A 22,693-nucleotide genomic window follows, 5' to 3' on the forward strand; every position below is an offset into this window, starting at 1 on the left:
GTGCACGGGGCGGGGTACGGGCCGGTGGCCGCCTTCCTACCCGCCGCCCCGCGGGGCCAGCGCCTCGGCCCGCAGCGCCGCCGCCCTGCGCAGTGCCGCGACCGTCGGGTCCGCGGGGTCGCCCGCCCGGCCCTGCGCCGCGTCGAGCACCTCGGCGACCGTGCTCAGGCCGCCCAGCTCCCCCCGGACGCTGCGGCCGAGCGCCTCGACGGCGCCCGACTCCCGCGCCTTCCCCCGGCAGTGGAGGGCCAGTTCGCAGGCGGCCAGGCACTCCGGCGCGTACGCCGCGCCGACCGACTCGACGGCCGCCAGCAGCTCCTCGGGGCCGCCCGACGGGTCGAACGAGGTCCCCTCGGGCAGCGCGGCGGCCAGTTCCTCGACCCGCCGCATCCGGGTCAACTGCCGACGCGTCACCGACAGTTGCTTGCGCACGTCCACCACCGACCCCGTCGGCAGGTTCGAGAAGTCCTTCGGGCACACCAGCAGCACGTGGTGCCCGACCTCCGCGCCCGGTACCCGCGCCGCGACCCGCTCCAGCGCCAGCACGTACACCGCCGCCTGCCGGGCCGCCGCCCCCACCTTCGCGGGGTCGGCCGAACCGTCCAGCATCGGGAAGGACTTGATCTCGACGACCGTCCAGTGGCCGTCCGGGTGCACCACCACCGCGTCCGGCTCCAGGTACGCGGGGGTGCCCGCCACCTCCAGGGCCAGCATCGGATGGTCCAGCAGCGTCCACGCCTTCGCCGTCGTCGCCTCGCGCAGCGCCAGGGCCGTACGCGCCGTGCGCCCCTCGGGTCCGGCCGCCGACACGTCCGGGGTCCGCGCCGCCTCCGGTTCCGCTACGCCCAGCAGGCGCAGCAGTTCCGTACCCCCGTCGGACTTCACCCGGGCCTCGAAGGCGTTGCCGCGCATGAACGCGAACTGGGACTGGCCGTACGGAGCGGGGGAGCCGAGCGCCGCCGCCAGCGCCGCCTTGTCCACCCCCGCCCCGTCCAGCAGGGTCCGCCGCTCGCACCCCGGGTTGGCCGCCAGGGCCGCCAGCGCGCGGGCGTCCAGCGGGTGCGGCGGGCGCGTCGGGCCGCGCAGTTCGGCGAGGCGCTGCCGGACCGGAACACCGGCGTCGGCACGTGCGGTCGGGGGCGTGGGGTCGGGTCCGCTGCCCAGGGATGCGTTCACCCTCGGAAGTCTCGCATCCGCCACTGACAACACCCCCGTCACCGCTCTCCCGGCCGGTGGGTGATGATGGAAAGCGGCCCGGTCCCATTCCGGGCCCCACGTCCCATATGGACCAGAACCAGCCCAGCTTCCAGGGAGAGAACGCCATGGCACCCCGCATCCTGCTGGCGCGGCACGGTCAGACGGAGTGGTCGCTGTCCGGCAGGCACACCGGCCGGACGGACATCCCGCTGCTCGACGAGGGCCGCCACGGCGCGAAGGTGCTGGGCGAGCGACTGCACCGCGCCCCGTGGAACGGCCTGCCCGGCGTCGAGGTCCGCTCCAGCCCGCTGCGCCGCGCCCGTGAGACCTGCGACCTGGCCGGTTTCAGCGACCGCGCGCAGAACTGGGACGCCCTCATGGAGTGGGACTACGGCGCGTACGAGGGGCTGAAGCCGGACGAGATCCACGCGCAGCAGCCCGGCTGGATGGTCTGGCGCAACGGAGCACCCGACGGCGAGACCCTCGCGGACGTCACCGCCCGCGTCGACGGGGTCGTCGAGTGGGTCCGCTCCGAGGACCGCGACGTGCTCGTCTTCGCGCACGGCCACATCCTGCGCTCGCTGGGAGCCCGCTGGCTGGGCCTGGACATCGGCTTCGGCGCGCACCTCCGGCTCGACCCGACCTCGCTGTCGGTCCTGGGCTGGGCGTACGGGGAGCCCGCCGTCGAGCGCTGGAACGACACCGGCCACCTGGACGCCCAGCCGTAACGGCGCTCAGCGCCGCCGCACGGTGTTCGCGTGCCGTGCCAGGAACGCGCCGACCTCCGGTGAACGCCGGTGCGGCAGCAGGGTGCGGATCGTCCCGGCGAGCATCGTGTGGATCCGCGACGACTGGACCTGTTCGAGCAGGTCCAGCACCCGCTGACCGGCTGCCGCCGCTTCGTCCGGCACGCCGGAGCGGGCCAGGTCGTCCGCCAGTTCGGCGTGGTAGAGCGCGAGGTTGCGGGCGAAGTGCGGGTCCTGGAGGGAGGCGGCGCGGTGCGCGTACCGGGCGGCCCGCCGCCAGTCGCCCAGCGCCGACCAGCACTGCGCCTCCAGCCCGGCGATCTCGGCCGGCCCGAAGAAGGACATCCACTCCGGGTCGTCGTCGCACGCCCCGCACTGGAACAGGGACTTGGCCCGTACGAGCGCCTCGTTGCAGCCCGTACGGTCGCCCAGCGCCGCCCAGCCGCCCGCCTCCCGCAGGGTCAGCAGCGACATCAGCCGCATCGAGCCCAGCCCCCGGGCCGCCCGCTGCCCGGCCTGCGCCGCGCGCAGCGCCTCGCGCGGCCGGCCCGCGTCCCTGGCCAGGAACGCCGTGTTGCAGAAGGCGTGCGCCTCCAGCCCCGCGTGACCGGAGACCCGGGCGGTGGCCAGCGCCTCCGCGTAGTGCGAGCGGGCTTCCTCGTAGTGGCCCGAGTCGTGTGCCAGCCAGCCCACCGACAGGGCCAGTTCGCCGGCCCCCGAGTGCAGCCGGTCGGACACCGCGCGGCGCACCGTCCCGGCGTCGAGCAGGGCGTACGCGGCCTGGAGCGGCTTGTCGGCGTGCCGGTGCAGGGCGTCGGCGCCGTACCGGTCGTCGAGCAGCCGGATCCGCCGTACGGCTTCCTCGACGGCGGCGGCCTCGCTCGCCCCGACGCGCCCCACGGGTGCGCCGTCGGGCAGGCCGGGCGTGCTCGCCCAGGCGGCGCCCAGCGGGCCGAGCGCCCCCAGGGTGCCGAGAGTGGCAGCGGTCGCCATGGTGGCGGAGCCGCTCGTCATGAACGCGCGACGCAGCACGTCGCTCTCCTCGTCGATATGGGACAGGGCTCGATCGGACGCACCGGACGCGGGGGGACCGGGCGTACCGAGGTGCGGTGCGGGCGCGTCGGCACCGGTGCGCGCCGACCGTCCCCGTACCGCCTCGCGGGTGGCGAACCCCAGGTCCGGCAGGGTCCGGCCGGGGAACATGTGCAGGAACACCCGTTCGTAGGCGTAGTTGGGGCAGCGGATCTCGCCCGCCTCCACCCGTCCGATGTACCGGGCGTCGCAGGCGACCTGCTCGCCGATCTCGCGTGCCGCCCTGCGCACCGCCGCCGCGAACTCCCCAGGTGAGCGGTGCCCCCGCAGGGCCCGGAAAGTGAGGTTCGGGCCGGACGGCCGGGGTGCAGCTGATGACGAGGCCATGGCCGAGCCCTCTCTGGCGGGTGGTGCTGTGGTGCCCGTGGTGTCCTGCCGGGACGGATGTTCTCATCCCGGACGGGCACGAAACGTACCGGCTGTCACAGGGTCGACACGCGGAGTTTGCCTACAAAACGGAAATCCCACTCACGATCCGCCATGAACTGCCATCCTTTGCGGCGGTGCCGCGCCGTAGCCGTTGACGGCGTCCGCGCGTTGACAGGGAACGGAGGGGGTGCGGCCCCCTCCCGAGCGAGGAGGGTTCCCTTGTTGGAGGCCGGCACGGAGACCGTGGAAGCTGTTCCCGAGACCGCAGTGACCTGCGCAGCCCACGAGTCCCCAGCACGCACGACGCCCATCCCCCCGTCGGCCCCGGCCGCGCGTCCCCTCTGCGCCGCCTCGCACACCACGGCGCAGCACCGGCCGACCCCCGAGTGCAGCCCGGCCCCCCGGTTCAGGCCCGCCCACGAGCCCACCGCCGCGTCGGTGCCCGTCTCCCCGGAGCCCCTTCCCTTCGCGCCCGCGTACGACGGCCTGGCGTACGACGACCTGACGTACGACGATCCCGCGTACGACGGCCTGGCGTACGACGGCCCCCGCGGCCCGGCCGCAGCCGGGTCCGCCGAGCCGCTCGACCTGGTCACCGTCCCCGCCCGCCAGGGCCTGGAGGCGGTCGACATCCTCCGCCGGGCGGCCGGAGCCACCAGGTCCGGGACACCGGGAGCACCGCCGGCCGGCGTCGGCCCGGTCCTGCACGACGGCCCGTGCGACACCCTGGGCTTCCTGGTCCCGCCCGGCACCGCCGACTGCTGGGACCTGCCGGGCAGCGCCTGTACGCAGACCCTGGGACGCGGTACGAGCTTCGCGGACGCCGTCCAGGACCGGCCCGACTACGACCCGGTCACCACCCTGCCCACCCGGGAGACGGCGGCCCGCGTCGTGCCGGAGCCGCCCGTCACCGGCACCGGCTGGCTGCTGCCGCCCACCGACACCGGCCCGGTCACCGACCCGGCGATACTGCGCAGCGCGCTCGATGAGGCCGCCCGCCTGATCGAAGCGGCGGACCGCTGCCGCTAGACAGTCCCCGCCGCCCCGCCGCCCCGCCGCCCCGTCCCCGCCCGCTCCCCGTCGAGCCGACCCGCCTCCCCACCCCGCACCCCTCACCCCGCACCGCACCCCCCACCCCGCGATCCCCGCCCTGACCTCGTACCGCCCCGCACCCGGACCGGCCCCGCGTCCCGGCCGAGGCCCCCACCCCGGCCCCGCTGGGCCGACCCGGTCGCACGCACCGATACTGGCCGGGTGGCGAAGAAATCCCGGGCGGCGACCTCAGAGACAGCGGCCAGAAGCACCAGCGGCCGACGGCGCGAGCGCGGCGCGGCCCCCGAGGCCGTCGTCGAGAAGGTCGACGGCGGCCTCGCCGAGCTGATCCCCGACCGGGACCGCCCGCGCGGCTGGACCCTCCTCCTCGACGGCGCACCCCAGTCGCACGTCGACCTGGACGACCCCGCACACCTCGACTTCGCGTACCAGCGCAGGCTCGGCCACCTCGTCGACCTGATCGCCCCGCCCAAGCAGCCGCTCCAGGTGCTGCACCTGGGCGGCGGCGCGTTCACGATGGCGCGGTACGTCGCCGCCACCCGTCCCCGCTCCACCCAGCAGGTCGTCGAGATCGACGTCGCGCTCGTCCAACTGGTGCGCCGGGAGCTTCCGCTGGACCCCGGCGCGCGGATACGGGTGCGCGGCGTGGACGCCCGCGAGGGGCTCGCGAAGCTGCCCGAGGGGTGGGCGGACCTGGTGATCGCCGACGTGTTCAGCGGCGCCAGGACCCCGGCCCACCTCACCAGCGCCGAGTTCCTCGCCGACGTACGGCGGGTGCTGAAGCCGGCCGGGCACTACGCGGCCAACCTGGCCGACGGGCCGCCGCTGGCGCATCTGCGCGGGCAGATCGCCACGGCCGCGGCCGTCTTCCCGAACCTCGCGCTCGCCGCCGACCCGGCCGTGCTGCGCGGCAAGCGCTTTGGCAACGCAGTACTGCTGGGATCCCAGGCGGCCCTGCCGGTCGCCGAGTGGACCCGGCGGGTGGCGACCGACCCGCACCCGGGCCGGGTCGCGCACGGGCGCGACCTGGCGGACTTCACCGGGGGCGCGGCGGCGGTGACGGACGCGAACGCGCAGCCCTCGCCGGTCCCGCCGGCCGCCGTCTTCAAGTGAGTCCCTCCCGGGAAGGGCCGACCGGCTCCCCGGCCCGGACGCGCCCTCCTCCCGGGGCGTACCTGTTGCGCAGGTCCCCACCCGGCAAGGCCCGTCCGTCGCTCAGGACTTGACGGTCTCGATCAGCGGCGGGTGGTTGTGCCAGGTGCAGAAGACCGTCAGCCTGGCCGCGCCCTGCGAGAACTCGACGCGGATCCACGACGGGTCCTTCCACACCTGCATCGCCCAGCCGGACGCGGGCGTCGCCGACACGAGCTTCGCCGAGTCCTTCCCCAGCGAGAGGACGACCCGGCCCGCGTCCGTGTTGACCACCTTGAGCTCGCCGGGCGGCTGCGGGGGCCGGGAGGGCGTACGGGGGCCGGCGGGGGCGGAGGGTCTGCCGGGGCTGCTCGTGCCGCGTTCCGGTTCCCGGTCCGGGGTGGGGGTGCGGGCGGGCGCCGGGGTCTGCGGGGGACGCTGGGTCGAGGAGGACATCGGGCGGGCCGAGGGTGTGGGGCCGGCGCTCCCGGCGCTCACGTGCGGGATCGGCAGGGCGCGCGGCGGGTCGTACACCGTCCCGGACATCACCGTGTGCACGCCCCACCACGAGAGGGTGACGGCCGCGCCGGTGGCCAGCAGCCAGGCCCCGGCATGTATGAGTCCGCGTCGCATTCATGTCATCCTGCCCCACACGTACCGCCGCCCTCCCGGGGGGATGCCGGGGGAGGGCCCGAGTACGGTCCCGCGGGATGCGGATGCGCCGAATGGCGTACGGTGCCGTTCCATGGCAAGTGTGCTCGTGGTCGAGGACGACCAGTTCGTGCGCTCCGCCCTCATCCGGCACCTGACCGAGGCCTCCCACACCGTGCGGAGCGTCGGTACGGCCCTGGAGGCGCTGCGCGAGGTCGCCCATTTCCGCTTCGACGTGGTCATCCTGGACCTCGGTCTGCCCGACCTGGACGGGGCCGAAGCGCTCAAGATGCTGCGCTCGATCACCGACGTACCGGTGATCATCGCCACCGCCCGGGACGACGAGGCGGAGATCGTACGGCTGTTGAACGACGGCGCCGACGACTACCTGACGAAACCCTTCTCGGTGGAGCACCTGTCGGCCCGGATGGCCGCCGTCCTGCGCCGCTCGCGCGCCGCGGGAGCGGAGCCGCCCCCGCGCGTCCTGAGGGTCGGCGCCCTGGCCATCGACCCGCTGCGACGGCAGGCCGAGCTGGACGGGAAGCGACTGGACCTGACCCGGCGGGAGTTCGACCTGCTGGCCTTCCTCGCGGGACGGCCCGGCGTGGTGGTCCCGCGCAGGGAACTCCTCGCCGAGGTCTGGCAGCAGAGCTACGGCGACGACCAGACCATCGACGTCCATCTGTCCTGGCTGCGCCGCAAACTGGGCGAGACCGCCGCCAGCCCCCGCTACCTGCACACCCTGCGGGGTGTCGGGGTGAAGCTCGAACCTCCGGGCCCGCAGCAATGAGATGGGCCCTGGTCAAGGTCTGTCTGGCCGTCACGGCGATGGTCGTGGTGGCCTTCGCGGTGCCGCTGGGGCTGGTCGTACGCGAGATGGCCGGCGACCGCGCCTTCTCGGGCGCGGAACGGCAGGCGGCGTCCATCGGACCCACGCTGTCCATCACCACCGACCGCGAACAGCTCCTGCGCGCGATGGCGATCACCGAGCCGGGCAGCAAGGGGTGGATGGCCATCCACATCCCGGCCACCGGCGGGCAGGACGCCCAGGAGGTCGGCACCCGGCGCGCCTCCCGCGCGGACGTGGAGGCCACCCGGCGGATCGGCCGCGCCTACACGGCGCAGGCGGCCGGCGGGTCCGTGATCCTCCAGCCGACCGCCCTGGCCAGCGGCGACATCGCGATCGTCGAGGTCTTCGTCCCGGAGGAGGACGTCAGCCACGGCGTCGCGACGGCCTGGCTGGTGCTGGCGGGGGTCGGCCTGGCGCTGATCGTCGGATCCGTCGCCGTGGCGGACCGGCTGGGCGTACGGATGGTGCGGCCCGCCCAGCGGCTGGCGGGCGCGGCCCAGGACCTGGGGGACGGCAAGCTCGGGGTACGGGTCCCCGAGGAGGGCCCGCCGGAGCTGAAGTCCGCGGCCGTCGCCTTCAACTCGATGGCCGACCAGGTCGTGCAACTGCTCGCCAACGAGCGGGAACTGGCCGCCGACCTCTCCCACCGGCTGCGCACCCCGCTGACCGTGCTGCGGCTCAACGCCGCCTCGCTGGGGGAGGGGCCCGCAGCCGACCAGACCCGGGCGGCGGTCGAACAGCTGGAGCGCGAGGTCGACACCATCATCCGGACGGCGCGGGAGCAGCGCCCGCAGACCCAGCCGGCCACCGGGGCCGGCTGCGACGCGTCGGAGGTCATCCGGGAACGGATGGGGTTCTGGTCGGCGCTCGCCGAGGACGAGGGGCGGGAGGTGCGGCTCGCCGGTGTGGACCGGCCTGTCCGCATCCCGGTCGCGCGGCCCGAGCTGGCCGCGGCGCTGGACGCGTTGCTGGGCAACGTGTTCCGGCACACGCCGGAGGGCACCCCCTTCTCCGTGGACGTGCACAACGGCGAGGACGCGGTGATCGTCCTGGTCTCCGACGCGGGTCCTGGCATCGCGGACCCGGAGGCGGCGCTGGCACGCGGCAACAGCGGTGAGCGGACCGGCTCGACGGGGCTCGGCCTGGACATCGTGCGGCGGGTCGCGGAGTCGACGGGCGGCGACGTGCGGATCGGCTACTCGGTGCTCGGCGGCACGGAGGTCCGGATCTGGCTGGCGCTGCACGGCGCGGGACGCCGGGAACGCCGCGGCCACCGGGTCGTACGCCGCCGCAAGGGCCGACGGGACGCGGTCGCCCCCGACGGCCCCCCGCGGCACCGGACCACCCCGGGGGGCCCGGCCTGACGCCGCGCCGTGCCCGGACGCCTGGGCCGTACCGTACGGATTCGGTCTGGGAAACGGTCTGTTGAGCGGCCGGAAAGCCGCTTGACGGGTGGCCACGAGTGAGCTGCTTCACTGCACCCGTAGGCCGACGAAGTAGGGTCCCCGCATGACCTCCACCGGCCACTGGCACCTCACCCGCACCTTCCCCAGCTCCGTCGGCGAAGTCCGCTGGGACCGCCTGGGGAACCCCGAGGGGCCGCCGGTCGTCCTGCTGCACGGCACGCCGTTCTCCTCGTACGTGTGGCGGGCCGTCGCCCGCACCCTCGCCGCCCGCGGCCACCAGGTGTACGTGTGGGACATGCCCGGCTACGGGCAGTCGGAGAAGAGCGAGGGGCAGGACGTCTCGCTCGGCGCGCAGGGGAGGGTGTTCGCGGAACTCCTCGCGCACTGGGCGCCCGCGACCCCGCCCGCCGTCGTCGCCCACGACTTCGGCGGCGCGACCGCACTGCGCGCACACCTGCTGCACGGCGCCCGCTACCGTCGGCTCGCCCTCGTGGACCCGGTCGCCCTCGCCCCGTGGGGGACGTCCTTCTTCCGGCTGGTCGGTCAGCACGCCGAGGTCTTCGAGCAGCTTCCCCCGCATCTGCACGCCGCCCTGGTGCGCGAGTACATCGGCACGGCGTCCGCGCGCGGCCTGCACCCGGCCGTCGCGGAGGAACTCGCCGCGCCCTGGCTCGGTCCCGCCGGGCAGGGAGCCTTCTACCGGCAGATCGCCCAGTCCGACCAGAGGTGGACCGACGAGGTGGAAGGACGGTACGGGGAACTCGACCTGCCCGTGCTCGTGTGCTGGGGCGAGGACGACACCTGGATTCCGCCGGAGCGGGGACGCGCGCTCACCGCCCGCATTCCGGGCGCCGACTTCGTTCCGATTCCGGGCGCGGGCCATCTCGTACAGGAGGACGCCCCGGCCGAACTGACCGGGGCGCTGCTGGAATTCCTCGCGGCGTGAGGGACGACGCCAGGGCTCACCGCGCGAGACGGTTCGCGGCGTTCTCCTCCACCAGGCGCTGGAACTGGCCCAGGTCGTAATTGGTCAGCGTCCTGTCGAGATTCGTGAGCGCCCCGAGGTGTTCCACGAACCCCTGCGGTTCGTACTCGATCTGGAGCGCGACCCGGCTGGTGGTGTCGCTCAGCCGGTGGAAGGTCACGACCCCGGCGTGCCGCACGCCGGCCGTCGTCCTCCACGCGATGCGCTCCTCGGCCAGGACCTCGGTGAGCTCGGCGGTGAAGGCCTTGTCCGCACCCGGCAGCGACAGCCACCAGGTGAAGGTGCGCTCGTCGACCACATCCACCCGCTGGACGTGCGAGAGGAAGGTCGGCCACTTCGTGACGTCGCTCCACAGCGCCCAGCTGTCCGCCACCGGGGCATTGACGTCAATGGTCTCGACGATCGAAGACGACATGGTGCGGATCCTCCTTGTACGGCCTCCTGCGGCCTTGCGCGACGGGTGACGTGTTCCGCGTGTTGCTGTCGTCGGCCGCCTACCCGCATACCCCTCGGCAATTACCTGCGCGTAATCCGGACGGCCCGGGGCAGACGTGACTGTGTCGTACACCGGAAGTCCATGAACATCCATGTATGCGGAGGGTTTTCCCATGTTGCGTTTAAAGAGTGGTCTTCGTGTTGCTGCCATCGGTGTTGCCGGAGTGCTCGCCTGTACGACGCTGACCGCCTGTGGGGGCGACAGCGGAAACAAAGGCGGCTCGGCGGGCGAGACCCCGGCGGCGGGGGCGGCGAGCACGCCGGCGCCCGAGGGTGACGACGGCGCGGCGGCCGTGCGCAACGTCAACCAGAAGACCACCGAGGCGAAGACCGCCCGGATGGTGCTCCGCACCCAGTCCACCGCCGACGGCAAGTCCGCCGCGGTGGACGGCGAGGGAGTCATCGACCTCGTCGGCGGCAACAGCGTCATGAACCTGTCCTCCGAGGGCGAGAAGATGGAACAGCGCATCGTCGACCAGGTGCTGTACCAGAAGCTCCCGCCCAAGCAGCGCTCCGGCGTCCCCGGCAACAAGCCCTGGGTCAAGATCGACCTCAAGAAGGCCGCGCAGCAGCAGGGCGGCAACGCCCAGGCGGCCAACCCCGCCGACAACACGGCCTACCTCAAGGGCATCAACGACAAGGACGTCAAGAAGCTCGGCGAGGAGCAGGTCGGCGGGGACGACACCACCCGCTACCGGGTGACCGTCGACGTGGCCAAGCTCGCCAACGGTGAGCAGCTCAAGAAGCAGATCGGCCCGACGATGCCCATGGACATCTGGCTCGACGAGGACGGCCGGCTGCGCCGCCAGCAGGTCGACATGACGGTCTCCGCCCCGCAGGGCACCGGCGCGGATTCCAGCACCCCGAAGAAGGTCAAGGTCCGTACGGTCTTCGAGCTGTCCGACTTCGGCACGGAGGTCGACGCGAAGGCCCCGCCGGCCGCCGAGACCGCCGACATGACGGGCAAGGTGGGCCAGGGGGCCAACCCGAAGGCGTGACGCGGGGTTCGGGGAGGACGGAGGTTCAGGCCGGCAGGCCGGGCAGCACGCCCGTGCCTGCCACCTCCGCGTACCACCGGGCACTCGACTTGGGCGTGCGCGTCTGCGTCTCGAAGTCGACGTACACCGCGCCGAACCGCTTGCCGTACCCGTACGCCCACTCGAAGTTGTCCAGCAGCGACCACAGGAAGTAGCCGCGCACGTCGGCCCCCACCTGGGCCGCCCGCTGCACGGCGTCGAGGTGAGCGTGCAGGTAGGCGATCCGCTCCGGGTCGTGGACCGTGCCGTCGGCGCCCGGCTTGTCGTCGTACGCGGCGCCGTTCTCGGTGACGTACAGGGCCACGCCGGGGGCCTCCTGCCCGTACCGGACGAGGAGTTCGTACAGCCCGGACGGGTCGACGGACCAGCCCATCTCGGTGCGCTCGCCCGGGGGCTGGTGGAAGGCCACCGCGTCCGCCCCCGGCCAGGGGGAGTGGGCGCTGGCCCCGTGCCCGTCCGTGCGCGGGGCGTCCGGCTCCGTGGCGTGCGAGACGACGGCCGGGGTGTAGTAGTTGATGCCCAGGAAGTCGAGCCGCTGGTGGGCCAGCGCCTCGTCGCCGCTCTCGACGAACGACCAGTCGGTGAGCGACGCGGTGTCGGCGAGCAGATCGGCCGGGTACCCGCCCTTGAGCAGTGGCCCGGAGAAGACCCGGTTGGCGAGCGCGTCGATGCGCCGCGCGGCGTCCACGTCCTCGGCGGACGGGGTCAGCGGGCGCACCACGCTCGGGTTGAGGCTGATGCCGATCCGGGCCCTGGCGGGCAGCGCCGACCGCAACGCCTGCGCGCCCAGGCCGTGCGCCAGGTTGAGGTGGTGGGCGGCGCGCAGGGCGGCCACGGGTTCCGTGCGGCCCGGGGCGTGCACCCCCGACCCGTACCCCAGGAAGGCGCTGCACCAGGGCTCGTTGAAGGTCGTCCACATCTCGACGCGGTCGCCGAGCGCCTCGGCGACGATGCCCGCGTACTCGGCGAACCGGTACGCGGTGTCCCGCGCCGGCCAGCCGCCCGCGTCCTCCAGCTCCTGCGGGAGGTCCCAGTGGTACAGGGTCAGCGACGGGGTGATGCCCTTCGCCAGCAGGTCGTCGACGAGACCCCGGTAGAAGTCCAGGCCGCGCTGCACGGCCGGACCCCGGCCGGTCGGCTGCACCCGCGACCAGGAGACCGAGAAGCGGTACGCGCTCAGGTTCAGCTCCGCCATCAACCGCACGTCGTCGGCGCGGCGGTGGTAGTGGTCGCAGGCCACGTCGCCGGTGTCGCCGTTCTCGACGCGGCCCGGCGTGTGGCTGAAGGTGTCCCAGATGGACGGCGTGCGGCCGTCCTCGGCGGCCGCGCCCTCGATCTGGTAGGCGGCGGTCGCGGCGCCCCAGAGGAATCCGGGCGGAAAGCTGCCGAGGGGCGAACTGGCGGAAGGCATGGATCAACTCCGTAGGAAGGATCGGTTGTTGAGCGGGGAGGAGGCAGGGCGGGGCCGGTGGAAGGGCCAGGCCGGTGGAAGGGCCGGGCCCCGCACCGCGGAGGGCTCAGCCCTTGACCGCGCCCTGCATGATGCCGCCGACGATCTGCTTGCCGAAGAGCACGAAGGCGATCAGCAGCGGCAGCGTGCCCAGCAGCGCGCCCGCCATGATCACGGACTGGTCGGGGATGAATCCCCGGCCGAGCCCGGTCAGCGCCACCTGCACGGTCGGACTGCCGTTCTGGGTGAGGGCGATGATCGGCCAGAAGAAGTCGTTCCAGGCCATCACGAACGTCAGCATCCCGAGAACCGCCATCGCAGGCCGGGCCGCCGGGAAGACGATGTGCCACATCACCCGGATACTGCTCGCCCCGTCCATCCGCGCCGCCTCGATCAGCTCGATCGGCAGCGCCTCCATCAGGTACTGCCGCATGAAGAACACGCCGAAGGCGCTCACCAGCGTCGGCAGGATCACGGACTGGAGCTGATCGGTCCACTGGAGCTTCGCCACCATCATGTACAGCGGCACCACGCTCAGCTGCGGCGGCACCATCATGGTGCCGATCACCAGCAGCAGCAGCAGGTTCTTGAACCGGAACCGCAGCTTGGCGAACGCGAACCCGGCGAAGGTCGAGAAGAGCACCGTGCCCGCCGCGACCGAGCCCGCCACCACCGCGGTGTTGAGCAGCGCCGCCCCCATGTTGGCGTCGGTCCACGCGATTTCGAGGTTCTTGAACAGGTTCCCGCCGAACCAGAACGGCGGCGGGGTCTGCGCGAGCCGGGTGTTGTTGCGGGACGCGGCGATCGCCGTCCACACCAGGGGGAAGAGCGAACCGACCGTGAAGACGATCAGGATCGCGTACGTCAGCTTCCCGGCGTGCCGCTGCCGGCCCGCCTTGCGCACCCCCCGCGTCCGTTGCGGCTTGAGTTCCCGCGGTGCCCGTACCTCGTCTCGTACGGCCGTCGTGCTCATGACCGGGGTCCCTTCTCGCTCTTGGTCAGCCGCCGCGAGATCAGCCAGTTGACCAGCCCGATCAGCACCAGGATCAGGAACATCGTCCAGGCGATGGCCGAGGCCCGCCCCAGGTGCAGGTTCACCCACCCCTGCTCGTACAGGTACAGCCCCAGCGTCTGGAACTGGTGGTCGGAGCCGCCGGTGGCGCCCGCGCTGCCGCTGAACAGCAGCGGTTCACCGAAGAGCTGCGTGGCGCCGATCGTCGAGACGACCACCGTGAACAGGATCGTCGGCCGCAGCGACGGGATCGTCACGTGCCGGAACTGCTGCCAGCGCGACGCCCCGTCCAGCTCCGCCGACTCGTACAGGTCGGGGGAGATGGCCTGCATGGCCGCCAGGTAGATCAGCGCGTTGTAGCCCGTCCACCGCCAGATGACGATCGAGGAGACGGCGAGCTGCGAGGTCCAGGTGCCGTTCTGCCAGTCGACCGCGTCGACGCCGAGCAGTCCCAGCGCCCAGTTGAACATGCCGTAGTCGCGTCCGAAGAGGAGCACGAAGACCAGGGTGGCCGCCGCGACGGACGTGGCGTACGGGGTGAGGACGGCGACCCGGAAGAACGACGAGCCGCGCAGCTTGTAGTGCAGCAGATGGGCGATGCCCAGGGCGATCACCAACTGCGGAACGGTGGACAGGATGCCGATGGTGACGGTGTTGCGCAACGCGTTCCAGAAGAACTCGTCGCTCATCAGCCGGCTGAAGTTGCGCAACCCCACCCAGTTCATGTCGGTCGGCGCGGTCAGCTCCACCTGGTGGAGGGACGCCCAGCCGGTGTACAGGAGCGGGAAGAGACCGAAGGCGACGAAGAACACGAAGAACGGCGCGACATAGGCGTACGGGCTGAACTTCATGTCCCAGCGGTAACGGCGGCTGCGCCACGTGCTGGGCCTGCGGGCCGGCGGCGTGGCACCGGCCCCGGCGGTCCCGCCCTCCGCCCCCTCGGCGGAGGGGGAGGGCGGGACCTTGACGGACTGACTGCTCGGGCTGCTCATCAGAGGTGTCCGCTCACTGGTCGAGTGCGTTGTCGATCGCCTTCACCGCCGCGTTCCAGCCCTCCTCGGAGGAGCGGCCCTTCTGGTCGACCTGGAGCATCCCGATGTCCGCGAGGTTCTGCGCGATGACGAGGTCCTTCGGGCCGATGATCTGGACCGGGACCCCCTTCGCGGCCTCCGAGAAGATCGTCCCGATGGGCGCGTCGTTGAAGTACTCGTGCTTGGCCCCGGACACCTCGGGCAGCGAGTACGCGGCCTGGGCGCTCGGGAAGCTGCCGCGCTCGGCGAAGAACTTCGCCTGCTGCGCCGGAGCGGTCAGCCAGGCGGCCAGCTTCGCCGCGGCCTCCTTGTTCTTACCGGCCTCGGGCACGGTCAGGAACGCCCCGCCCCAGTTGCTGGGCTTCGGCGCGGCGGCCACGTCCCACTTGCCCTTGCCCGCGTCACCGGCCTTGTCCTGGATGTAGCCGAGCATCCACGGCGGGCACGACACGGTCGCGAACTGACCGTTGGCGAAGCCCTGGTCCCAGCCCTTTTGGAACTGCTGGTGCTTGGCCGTCAGCCCGGCCGCCGCCGACTCCGCGGCGATGTCCCAGGCCTCCTTCACCGCTGGGTTCGACTTGTAGATGACCTTGCCGTCGGTGTCGTAGTACCGCTTCTCGTCACCGCCGGTCACCGCGGCCATCAGCCCGGACGCCGAATCGAGGAACTTGGTGTCCCCGGGAGCCTTCGCCTTGTACTGCTTGCCGACCTCCAGGTACTTGCGCCAGTCGCCCGCCCACAGCTTGCCGACCGCCTCGCGGTCCGTGGGCAGCCCGGCCTTCTGGAAGAGGTCCTTGCGGTAGCAGATGCCCATCGGCCCGACGTCCGTGCCGAGACCGACCGTCTTGCCGTCCTTGCTCGTGCCCTGCGCCCACTTCCACGGCAGGAACGCGTCCTTCTGCACCCCCTCGGCCTTCCCCAGGTCCATCAGCCGCGCCGACTGGGTGGCCGTGATCTCGGCGATGTTGTTCACCTCGACGGCCTGGATGTCGGACAGGCCGCTACCGCTGGTCAGGTGATTCAGCAGCTGCGGGTAGTAGTTCTCGTTGCGTTCGATCGAGTTCTGCTCGATGACGACGTCCGGGTTGGCCTTCATGTACTCGTCGTACAGCCCGGCCTCCTTCAGGCCGAAGGCGCCGAAGACGCCGATCCGGAGAACGGTCTTCCCCTTCTTGTCCGCGTCCGTCCCGTCCGTCCCCGGACTGCTGCTGCCGGCCGGTGCGTCGTCCGAGGCACAGCCCGAGAGAACGGCGCCGCCCAGCAGTGCGGCAGCGGTGGACAGGGCGATAGCGGTCTTGCGTACAGCGAAGATCTGCATAGCGGCTCTCCTGAAGCCCGATGGGTCAGGTACGGTGGGAGCGCTCCCACGAGTGATGTGTTGAAGGTTCGCGGCTCGCCGCTGGGGTGTCAAGGCACTGGACGGCGAGACTTGGCGGCACAAGCGTGATGACGTACGCGCGGACGCGCTGGGAGGAGTCGATTCAATTGGCGATACGGGAGACAGGCGGCCGGGGCGGAATCCGCGGCGGACGCGGTGCGGGCCGCCCCACCCTCGAAGAGGTGGCCGCCCGAGCGGGCGTCGGCCGGGGCACGGTGTCCCGCGTCGTCAACGGCTCGCCCAGAGTCAGCGAGAGCACCAGGGCCGCCGTGGAGGCGGCGGTGGCCGAACTCGGCTACGTGCCCAACCGGGCGGCCCGCGCGCTGGCCGCCAACCGCACGGACGCGATAGCCCTCGTCGTTCCCGAGGTCGAGCACCGCTTCTTCGTCGAGCCGTACTTCTCCGACATCCTCAGGGGCGTGGGCGCCGCCCTCGACGACACCGACATGCAGCTCCTGCTCACCATCGTCGGCAACGACCGCGAACGCGGCCGTCTCGCCCACTACCTGGCCGGCCACCGCGTCGACGGCGTCCTCGTCGTCTCCCTGCGCGCCGACGACCCGCTCCCCGACCTGCTCTCCGAACTGGGCATCCCCGCCGTCATCTCCGGCCGCCGCTCCGCCGACGAACCCCTTCCCTGGGTCGACGCCGACAACGTGGCCGGCGCACGCGAGGCCGTCGCCCACCTGGTGGCGCGGGGCCGCAGCCGGATAGCCACCATCACCGGCGCCCTCGACGTCTACGGCGCCCAGTGCCGCCTCGCCGGCTACCGTGACGGCCTCGCCGAGGCCGGCCTGCCCGTCGACGAGAGCCTCGTCGTGCCCGGTGACTTCACCGAGGCGAGCGGCCGGGCCGCCATGGAGTCCCTGCTCGGCAGGGACCCGCTGCCCGACGCCGTGTTCGTCGCCTCCGACGTGATGGCCGCCGGCGCCCGCCAGGTGCTGCGCGAACGCGGCATCCGGGTCCCCGAGGACATCGCCATGGTCGGATTCGACGACTCGGCCATCGCCCGCCACATGGAGCCGCCGCTCACCAGCGTCCGCCAGCCCATCGAGGAGATGGGCCGGGTGATGGCCCAGACCCTGCTCACGGAGATCGCCCGCCCCACCCTCCCGGTGGGCGTCCCGCGCCCGCCGCAGCCCCGGCTGATGCTGCCGACGCAACTGGTGGCGAGGTCGTCCTCGTGACAGCACAAGGTCCGGACGGTCCCGGCGGGCGGGCTCCGGTGGACCCGCCGGACGCCGGGCCTTCCCGGGGGGCGCGAAGGAAGCGCTACTCCTTGCTCTCGGCCGGGGGGCGAAGGAAGCGCTACTCCTCGCTCTCGGCCGGGGGGCGAACGGCGGGAACGAGGTCGTCCGGGGTGATCGGCGGCCCGTGCCACAGCAGCGTCACGCCCCGCTCGGCGCAGTGCGCCGGGCCCTCGTCGGGGAGTTCGTGCTCGGTTTCGCCGTGGACGCACCTCATCGGCCGGCCTCCCGCAGCGCCCGGCGCAGGCCCCTGCCCGTCTCGCACTCCCGGTCCCCCATGCAGTCGCCACAGGGCCAGAGGTGGCCCAGGTACGCGCTGTACGCCGCGGCGTGCGCGGCCTCCTGACCGGGGGTCGGCCGTACGGTCGGCCCTCGCGTCCCGGGACCGGTGGCGGGCGCGGGCGACGCCAGTCCGGTGAACATCACGACCTCCCCGCCAGTCGGGCGGTGCCGACCGCGACCAGCTCGTCCACCCGGGCCGGGTCGCAGAGGCGGCCCGGCGCCCGCACGGGGACGGCCCAGTACGCACCGGGCGGCGCGATCCGGTCGACCTGGGGGACGCCGAGCCAGGCGCCCCGGCCGAGGTACCTGGCTGCCCCGGGCTGCCGGCGGTCCGCCCGGCCGACCGGGACCAGCGGGTAGAACCAGCGGTCCGCGTCCTGGACCACGGGCCCGCCGAGCAACTGCTCCAGGAGCCGGCTCATCCCGGCCGGGCGGACGTGGAGGATCGCCGCGTGCAGGACCTCGGCCGGGATGCGGACGGTGTCGAAAAGGACGCCGAGCGGGAGCACGGTGAGGTTGCGGGCTTGCCAGTCGTGGTGGGCGGTCGGTGGGTCGGCGTGGGCACCGGCCAGCCACTCGGCGACTGGTGTCCGGCTGTCGGAACGGGTGTGCACGGTTACCCCCGGCATCGTCGGTGAACTGCGTGTACCGACGGTATGAGCGGCCGGGGAGGGGGAGGGGCACAGTTTGTGCCCCCTCCTCAGGCTGCCAGCAGGCCCAGCTTGACGGCCAGTTGGGAGGCGCGGTGGCGGCGCGCGGGGGCCTTCGACTCCGCCTCTTCGAGGATGATCCGTTTCGCGTACCCGTTGTACTTGATCGTCTCCGGGGCGGCCTCGTGGGCCTGTGCCAGAGTGGCCAGCGCTACGTCTGGCTGCCCGTCGAGCTGGTACCCGCGGGCCGCTTCGATCCGGTGCCGGGCCCTGCGCGGCCGGGACGGGATCGTGGTGGCGTCGGAGGCAGCCGCCTGCCGTACCGACTCCCCGCCGGCATGCAGTTCGACCGCGATGGTGACCGCGTGGGCGCCCATGACGGCCTGGGAGAACGACGTGACGCGGTGGTAGTAGTCCCTCGGCAGCCGCTCGGCCGTCTCGCGGGCGACGTCCCAGTACCGCCAAGCAGTCCCGGACTCCGCCCGCCGGGCCGCCGTGTAGCCGGCCTCGAACCGGAGCGCGCCAATGATGGCGACGACGTCGTCCGACGCATCGGGGAGCAGCGGCTCCAGGAACTCCAGCGTCTCCCGGGTGACCGTGTCGGCCGCGTCGAAGTGCGCGGGCCCTGAATCGCGATGCGCCTGCGCGGTCAGCCACGCGGCGACGCCGATGGTGTGCGGGTCCTCGGACTCCTGCGCGGCGACCATGCCACGCTCGGCGATCCGCCACAGGAGCGCGGCATCCGGCTGGTAGGCGGCGAAGAACTGCGCCAGCGAGTAAACCTCGCTGAGAACGGCCTGAGCGGCGCGACGGTCGGCCGCGCGGTCCGCGTGCCGTACGGCGAACTGCGCGTCCCGGATGAGATCGGGCAACAATGCGCCCACCACGTCCCGGTGGTGGGGGGCCGAGTGCCGCGCGGCCCAGGCTCTCGCGAGCCGGGCCCGGAGGTGCGCCGTCGGCGGAGCCTCACCGCGCGGCACCGGGAACTGGTTGATCGCGGCCTGGACGGCACCGAGCCGGGGATGGCCCGGGCCGGCGAAAAGGGAGACCTGCACGGACTGGTCCCCCGTGAGGTCGGAGAGGTCCCGGACGCGCAGCAACTCGGCCAGGCGCAGCACCACTTCGAGGCGCGGCACCTTGAGCCGACCGGCCTCGACGGCCTTGACCCATGACCCGGACCGGCCCATGAGGCCGCCGAGTTGGTCGCGAGTCATGCCCTTGCGGGTACGGAGGATCTGCAATCTCTGCCCGAATACCAACGGGTCGGAATATGAGTCCGGGGTAGCGTCAGACGGCACGGCCTTGCCCCTCTCTGAACAGCTCGACACTGTGAGGGTAGGGCGCAAGGCCCATCCGCGTGATCGGCTTCGCTCATGACGGAGGCCCCCTGCCCCTCCCGAAGGCCGGACAAGGGTCGGAGGCCGTGGTGCTCGGGGCCCGCCCCGCCGGGGTCACGAACCGGGCGTGGATCGCCCGATCCGTTCCCGGGTCCCGCTCGCCGACCTCGTCCGATAGGCCGGCGGCCCGCAGGATGTCGCTCTGCGGACCGCCGGGGATCTGCGCCCGATCTACTCGGACGGCTGCTGCCCAGGAACGAGGAACCCGCGCACCGGACGTGGAGACTCAGGCGCGCGTGAATCAGGCTCCTGCGCGCGCTGCCACTCCTCGACCATCTCCGCGTACCTCGGATCAACCCACTCGGCCATGACGGGGACTCCTTCCGTTCTCCGCCGAGGCTACGGCCACTCAGGCTTCGGCATCGGCCGGATCGTGCACGACGGGGCGTGCTGACACTTCGCGGCCACCGACACCAGCAGGTCGTCCGTGGGCGGTGCCCACAGCTCGGCGTCGAGGTCGAACCCGAGGGCGTCGATCGTCTCCTTGGTGCGGTCGAGAATCGTCGGGTCGTAGTGCGTCGGGTCCGGGCCCGGGAAGTGGTGCACGAACTCGCCAAAGGTCGCGCAGAGTTCGGCGTAGGCGCCCGTGTGCAGGATCAGCGCATGCCACCCCTCGTCCACGATTCGCGACGGCGCCAACCCCGTGCCCGGGTTCTGCGCGCACGCGATGACGAACTTGACGCCCTCCTCCGCGATGCGGCCGGCCATCTCAGGGGCCATCCCCTCGTTGTTGTCGAGGATGGTCTGGACGATGCTCGGCCAGTGGTCGCCCATGAGCGCTCGGGCGTCCCTGGTCGCAGGGGTCTCGATGGTGGTACTCATGTGGGTGCCTCCCCTTTCGGTGGGTGGTGCATGAGGCCCGCCCCGGCCGCCGACCTGTGCAGGGCGTGGTGGCGGGGGCGGGTGCATGAGGGGTTACTCCTCCGGCTCGGCCAGGGTGGGAGTAGCAGGGCTGAGGTCGTCCGGGGTGATCGGGGGCCCGTTCCAGAGCAGCGTCACGCCCCGCTCCGCGCAGTACGCCTCACCCTCGTCGGGGAGTTCGTGCTCGGTGTCACCGTGGACGCACCACATCACCGGCCCGCCTTCCGAAGGGCCCCGTACAGGGCGCTGCATGTGTCGCAGTGCTCCTCTGCCCAACAGGCCGGGCACGCGCCCGCGTGGTCCATGTACGCGCTGTACGCCGCGGTGTACGCGGCCTCCTGCTCCGGGGTCGGCTGCACGGGCGGCCGACGCGTCCAACGGCCGACCGTGGGCGCGGGGATTCCGGTGAGCATCACGACCTCCCCGACAGCCGGGCGGTGCCGACCGCGACCAGCTCGTCCACCCGGGCGAGGTCGCAGAGACGGCCCGGTTCCCGTACCGGGACCACCCAGTACGCGCCGGGCGGTGCGAGCTGGTCGGCCTGCGGGACGCCGAGCCACGCGCCCTGTCCGAGGTACTCGGCTGCCCGGGAGTGCCAGCGGGCTGCCGGGCCGACCGGGACGAGCGGGTAGAACCAGCGGTCCGCGTCCTGGACCACGGGCCCGCCGAGCAACTGCTCCAGGAGCCGGCTCACTGCGGCCGGGCGGATGTTCAGGATCGCCGCGTAGAGGGTCTCGACCGGGATGCGAACCGCGTCGAAGCGCACGCCGAGCGGCAACACGGTGAGTCGCTGATCCTGCCACTCCTGGTGTGCGGTGGGCGGGTCGGCGTGTGTGCGGGCAAGCCACTCCGCGGTGGCCGCCTGAGAAATTGTGCTGGCTCGGCTCATGACGACAGGGTTCCGTTGCTGGTCGAGACGCGTAAGTGTGTGCTGGGGGCAGGCTCCATTGGACGATTCACACACTGTGTGGAAGGGAGGTCGCTACGCTCCTCACACTGAGTGAAGTGGGGCACACCATGGAGCCGAACACCCTCCTCGACGCGCTGCTCGACGAGGCCGGAATCTCACGCGTCGGGCTGGCCGCCCACATCAACCTGGCAGCCAGGGCCAGAGGCAAGTCGACCTCCTACGACCACAGTTCAGTGATCCGGTGGCTCAAGGGCCAACGCCCGCGCGACATCATCCCGGACCTGATCTGCGACATCCTCGCCGTACGCGTCGAACGCACGCTGACACACGAGGACATCGGCATGGGCGCCGAACCCACCACACAACCCGCCACCGCACTCGGCGGGTTCATCGACCGCAGCACCGCCCTCTGGCGGGGCGACGAACAGCAACGACGTGACCTCCGCGAAGCCCCCGTCATCACCGGACTGCCTGCGGTCGGGCCCGTCTGGGAATGGGAGAACCCTCCCGAGGACAGCGACGTCTCCCGCCGCGGCACCCTCCGTGTCGGCCTCACCGAAGTCTCCGTCCTTCGCGCCGCCCGCAGCCACTACGAGCAGATGTACCGCAAGGCCGGAGGCGTGGCCACGAGAGCAAGAGTCGTACGGTTCCTCGCCGCAGACACCGCCCCCCTCCTGCGCGGCTCGTACAACGACACCACCGGCCGCGAACTCCACCGTGCCGCCGGCGGGCTGGTGGCCGTTGCAGGGATATGCGCCTACGACTCCGACGCGCAAGGTCTCGCGCAGCGGTACTTCCACCAGGCCCTCCGCCTTGCGAAGGCCAGTGGTGACCGGGCGTTCGGCGGGTACGTGATCGCGCTCCTCGTCAACCAGTCACTGTTCATGCGGGAGCATCGGCAAGCCGTCGCGTTCGCCGAGGCCGGACTCCGCACCGCCGGACGCGTCATCTCCCACGCGCTCGCATGCGACCTGTACGCCATGCAGGCCAAGGCATACTCGCGCATGGGCGACCAGGCAGGTGCCCACCGGTGCATGACCCTGGCGGAGACCGAGGCAGGCCAGATCCGCCGCGACGAGGAACCGGCCGAGACCGGCTACGTCCAGGCCGGCCTCCTGGAGGCCAACATGGCGGACACCCTCATGCGACTCGGCGACACCGCGCCCGCCGAGCACTACGCCGCCGAGGCCGTTGCCACCCAGACCCACGAGCGAGGCCGCGTCCACCGGTTGGCCACCCTCGCGGACTGCCAAGTTCGCGGTGGTGACGCCGAGCGTGCAGCTGCCACGGCAACCGGCGTCTTGGACGTCATGCAGGGCATGGAGTCCCAGCGCCTGAACGACCGGCTCGTCAAGCTCCGCCGCACCCTTTCCGGGGTCCGGTCCGCCGCCACCGCCGCGGTGGTGGAACAGATCGACGACACCCTCCGCATCCCTCTGTAACCGATGTGCTGGGATGGAAGA

The 22,693-nt window shown here is 72.5% G+C and carries 24 protein-coding genes; 9 read left to right on the plus strand and 15 right to left on the minus strand.

Annotation, left to right across the window (positions count from 1 at the left end; genetic code table 11):
• Positions 1-36: 36 nt before the first annotated feature.
• Positions 37-1,176: a hypothetical protein gene (locus ACQPZG_RS22680; protein ID WP_433547564.1), complete on the minus strand. Its 1,140-nt coding sequence runs from the start codon at positions 1,174-1,176 to the stop codon at positions 37-39.
• A 146-nt stretch (positions 1,177-1,322) separates the two neighbouring features.
• Between ACQPZG_RS22680 and ACQPZG_RS22685 the strand changes: the two genes are divergently transcribed.
• Positions 1,323-1,925, plus strand: coding sequence for a histidine phosphatase family protein (locus ACQPZG_RS22685; RefSeq protein ID WP_433547565.1), 603 nt, complete (start codon positions 1,323-1,325; stop codon positions 1,923-1,925).
• Positions 1,926-1,931: 6 nt separating this feature from the next.
• Here ACQPZG_RS22685 and ACQPZG_RS22690 read toward each other — a convergent pair whose 3' ends face one another.
• Positions 1,932-3,362: a hypothetical protein gene (locus tag ACQPZG_RS22690; protein ID WP_433547566.1), complete on the minus strand. Its 1,431-nt coding sequence runs from the start codon at positions 3,360-3,362 to the stop codon at positions 1,932-1,934.
• A gap of 573 nt (positions 3,363-3,935) precedes the next feature.
• Here ACQPZG_RS22690 and ACQPZG_RS22695 point away from each other — a divergent pair.
• Complete coding sequence (locus ACQPZG_RS22695; RefSeq protein ID WP_433549506.1) at positions 3,936-4,433, plus strand: hypothetical protein; 498 nt, start codon at positions 3,936-3,938, stop codon at positions 4,431-4,433.
• A 225-nt stretch (positions 4,434-4,658) separates the two neighbouring features.
• Positions 4,659-5,570 carry a spermidine synthase gene (locus ACQPZG_RS22700; protein WP_433547567.1) on the plus strand — a complete coding sequence of 304 codons (912 nt, stop codon included), beginning with the start codon at positions 4,659-4,661 and terminating at the stop codon, positions 5,568-5,570.
• A 102-nt stretch (positions 5,571-5,672) separates the two neighbouring features.
• On the opposite strand, the gene ACQPZG_RS22705 is transcribed toward ACQPZG_RS22700, so the two are convergent.
• Positions 5,673-6,221 carry a hypothetical protein gene (locus tag ACQPZG_RS22705; protein ID WP_433547568.1) on the minus strand — a complete coding sequence of 183 codons (549 nt, stop codon included), beginning with the start codon at positions 6,219-6,221 and terminating at the stop codon, positions 5,673-5,675.
• A 112-nt stretch (positions 6,222-6,333) separates the two neighbouring features.
• Here ACQPZG_RS22705 and ACQPZG_RS22710 point away from each other — a divergent pair, with 112 nt between their 5' ends.
• The 3 genes from ACQPZG_RS22710 (at position 6,334) to ACQPZG_RS22720 (ending at position 9,441) form a co-directional block, all read left to right on the plus strand.
• Positions 6,334-7,029 (plus strand): response regulator transcription factor, encoded by a 696-nt coding sequence (locus ACQPZG_RS22710; protein ID WP_433547569.1) that lies wholly within the window; start codon positions 6,334-6,336, stop codon positions 7,027-7,029.
• Positions 7,026-8,453, plus strand: coding sequence for a HAMP domain-containing sensor histidine kinase (locus ACQPZG_RS22715; protein ID WP_433547570.1), 1,428 nt, complete (start codon positions 7,026-7,028; stop codon positions 8,451-8,453). Before ACQPZG_RS22710 ends, ACQPZG_RS22715 begins: the two co-directional genes overlap by 4 nt.
• Before the next feature lie 145 nt (positions 8,454-8,598).
• Positions 8,599-9,441, plus strand: coding sequence for an alpha/beta fold hydrolase (locus tag ACQPZG_RS22720; protein ID WP_433547571.1), 843 nt, complete (start codon positions 8,599-8,601; stop codon positions 9,439-9,441).
• A gap of 16 nt (positions 9,442-9,457) precedes the next feature.
• Here ACQPZG_RS22720 and ACQPZG_RS22725 read toward each other — a convergent pair whose 3' ends face one another.
• Positions 9,458-9,895 carry an SRPBCC family protein gene (locus tag ACQPZG_RS22725; protein ID WP_433547572.1) on the minus strand — a complete coding sequence of 146 codons (438 nt, stop codon included), beginning with the start codon at positions 9,893-9,895 and terminating at the stop codon, positions 9,458-9,460.
• A 244-nt stretch (positions 9,896-10,139) separates the two neighbouring features.
• Here ACQPZG_RS22725 and ACQPZG_RS22730 point away from each other — a divergent pair, with 244 nt between their 5' ends.
• On the plus strand, positions 10,140-10,973 hold the full coding sequence (locus ACQPZG_RS22730; RefSeq protein WP_433547573.1) for a hypothetical protein: 834 nt from the start codon (positions 10,140-10,142) through the stop codon (positions 10,971-10,973).
• Positions 10,974-10,998: 25 nt separating this feature from the next.
• Here the strand turns inward: ACQPZG_RS22730 and ACQPZG_RS22735 are convergent, their stop codons facing one another.
• The 4 genes from ACQPZG_RS22735 to ACQPZG_RS22750 all read right to left on the minus strand — a co-directional run bounded on the left by ACQPZG_RS22735 (position 10,999) and on the right by ACQPZG_RS22750 (position 15,823).
• Positions 10,999-12,423 carry a GH1 family beta-glucosidase gene (locus ACQPZG_RS22735; RefSeq protein WP_433547574.1) on the minus strand — a complete coding sequence of 475 codons (1,425 nt, stop codon included), beginning with the start codon at positions 12,421-12,423 and terminating at the stop codon, positions 10,999-11,001.
• A gap of 106 nt (positions 12,424-12,529) precedes the next feature.
• The gene (locus tag ACQPZG_RS22740; protein WP_433547575.1) at positions 12,530-13,435 is read right to left on the minus strand and encodes a carbohydrate ABC transporter permease; all 906 of its coding nucleotides are present in this window, start codon (positions 13,433-13,435) and stop codon (positions 12,530-12,532) included.
• A complete protein-coding gene (locus ACQPZG_RS22745; RefSeq protein WP_433547576.1) occupies positions 13,432-14,466 on the minus strand; it encodes a carbohydrate ABC transporter permease in 1,035 nt (344 codons plus the stop codon). The genes ACQPZG_RS22740 and ACQPZG_RS22745 overlap by 4 nt, the downstream gene beginning before the upstream one ends.
• Positions 14,467-14,479: 13 nt before the next feature.
• Positions 14,480-15,823, minus strand: a complete 1,344-nt coding sequence (locus ACQPZG_RS22750; protein WP_433547577.1) for an ABC transporter substrate-binding protein — start codon at positions 15,821-15,823, stop codon at positions 14,480-14,482.
• 167 nt (positions 15,824-15,990) lie between these two features.
• On the opposite strand from ACQPZG_RS22750, the gene ACQPZG_RS22755 reads away from it, so the two are divergent.
• Positions 15,991-17,070, plus strand: coding sequence for a LacI family DNA-binding transcriptional regulator (locus ACQPZG_RS22755; RefSeq protein WP_433547578.1), 1,080 nt, complete (start codon positions 15,991-15,993; stop codon positions 17,068-17,070).
• A gap of 121 nt (positions 17,071-17,191) precedes the next feature.
• On the opposite strand, the gene ACQPZG_RS22760 is transcribed toward ACQPZG_RS22755, so the two are convergent.
• From ACQPZG_RS22760 to ACQPZG_RS22790, 7 genes are all read right to left on the minus strand, one after another.
• A complete protein-coding gene (locus tag ACQPZG_RS22760) occupies positions 17,192-17,347 on the minus strand; it encodes a hypothetical protein (protein ID WP_433547579.1) in 156 nt (51 codons plus the stop codon).
• Positions 17,344-17,553, minus strand: a complete 210-nt coding sequence (locus ACQPZG_RS22765; RefSeq protein ID WP_433547580.1) for a hypothetical protein — start codon at positions 17,551-17,553, stop codon at positions 17,344-17,346. Before ACQPZG_RS22765 ends, ACQPZG_RS22760 begins: the two co-directional genes overlap by 4 nt.
• Positions 17,553-18,026, minus strand: coding sequence for a hypothetical protein (locus tag ACQPZG_RS22770; RefSeq protein ID WP_433547581.1), 474 nt, complete (start codon positions 18,024-18,026; stop codon positions 17,553-17,555). Before ACQPZG_RS22770 ends, ACQPZG_RS22765 begins: the two co-directional genes overlap by 1 nt.
• Positions 18,027-18,112: 86 nt before the next feature.
• Entirely contained in the window at positions 18,113-19,360 is a 1,248-nt protein-coding gene (locus tag ACQPZG_RS22775; protein ID WP_433547582.1) for a helix-turn-helix domain-containing protein, read from the minus strand.
• Between the two features lie 438 nt (positions 19,361-19,798).
• On the minus strand, positions 19,799-20,281 hold the full coding sequence (locus tag ACQPZG_RS22780) for a glycine-rich domain-containing protein (protein ID WP_433547583.1): 483 nt from the start codon (positions 20,279-20,281) through the stop codon (positions 19,799-19,801).
• A gap of 93 nt (positions 20,282-20,374) precedes the next feature.
• The gene (locus tag ACQPZG_RS22785) at positions 20,375-20,572 is read right to left on the minus strand and encodes a hypothetical protein (RefSeq protein ID WP_433547584.1); all 198 of its coding nucleotides are present in this window, start codon (positions 20,570-20,572) and stop codon (positions 20,375-20,377) included.
• Positions 20,573-20,732: 160 nt separating this feature from the next.
• Complete coding sequence (locus ACQPZG_RS22790; RefSeq protein ID WP_433547585.1) at positions 20,733-21,209, minus strand: hypothetical protein; 477 nt, start codon at positions 21,207-21,209, stop codon at positions 20,733-20,735.
• Between the two features lie 128 nt (positions 21,210-21,337).
• Between ACQPZG_RS22790 and ACQPZG_RS22795 the strand changes: the two genes are divergently transcribed.
• Positions 21,338-22,672, plus strand: coding sequence for a transcriptional regulator (locus ACQPZG_RS22795; protein ID WP_433549507.1), 1,335 nt, complete (start codon positions 21,338-21,340; stop codon positions 22,670-22,672).
• Positions 22,673-22,693: the final 21 nt, after the last annotated feature.

This window comes from Streptomyces sp. CA-294286 (assembly GCF_050947155.1).
Lineage (GTDB): Bacteria > Actinomycetota > Actinomycetes > Streptomycetales > Streptomycetaceae > Streptomyces.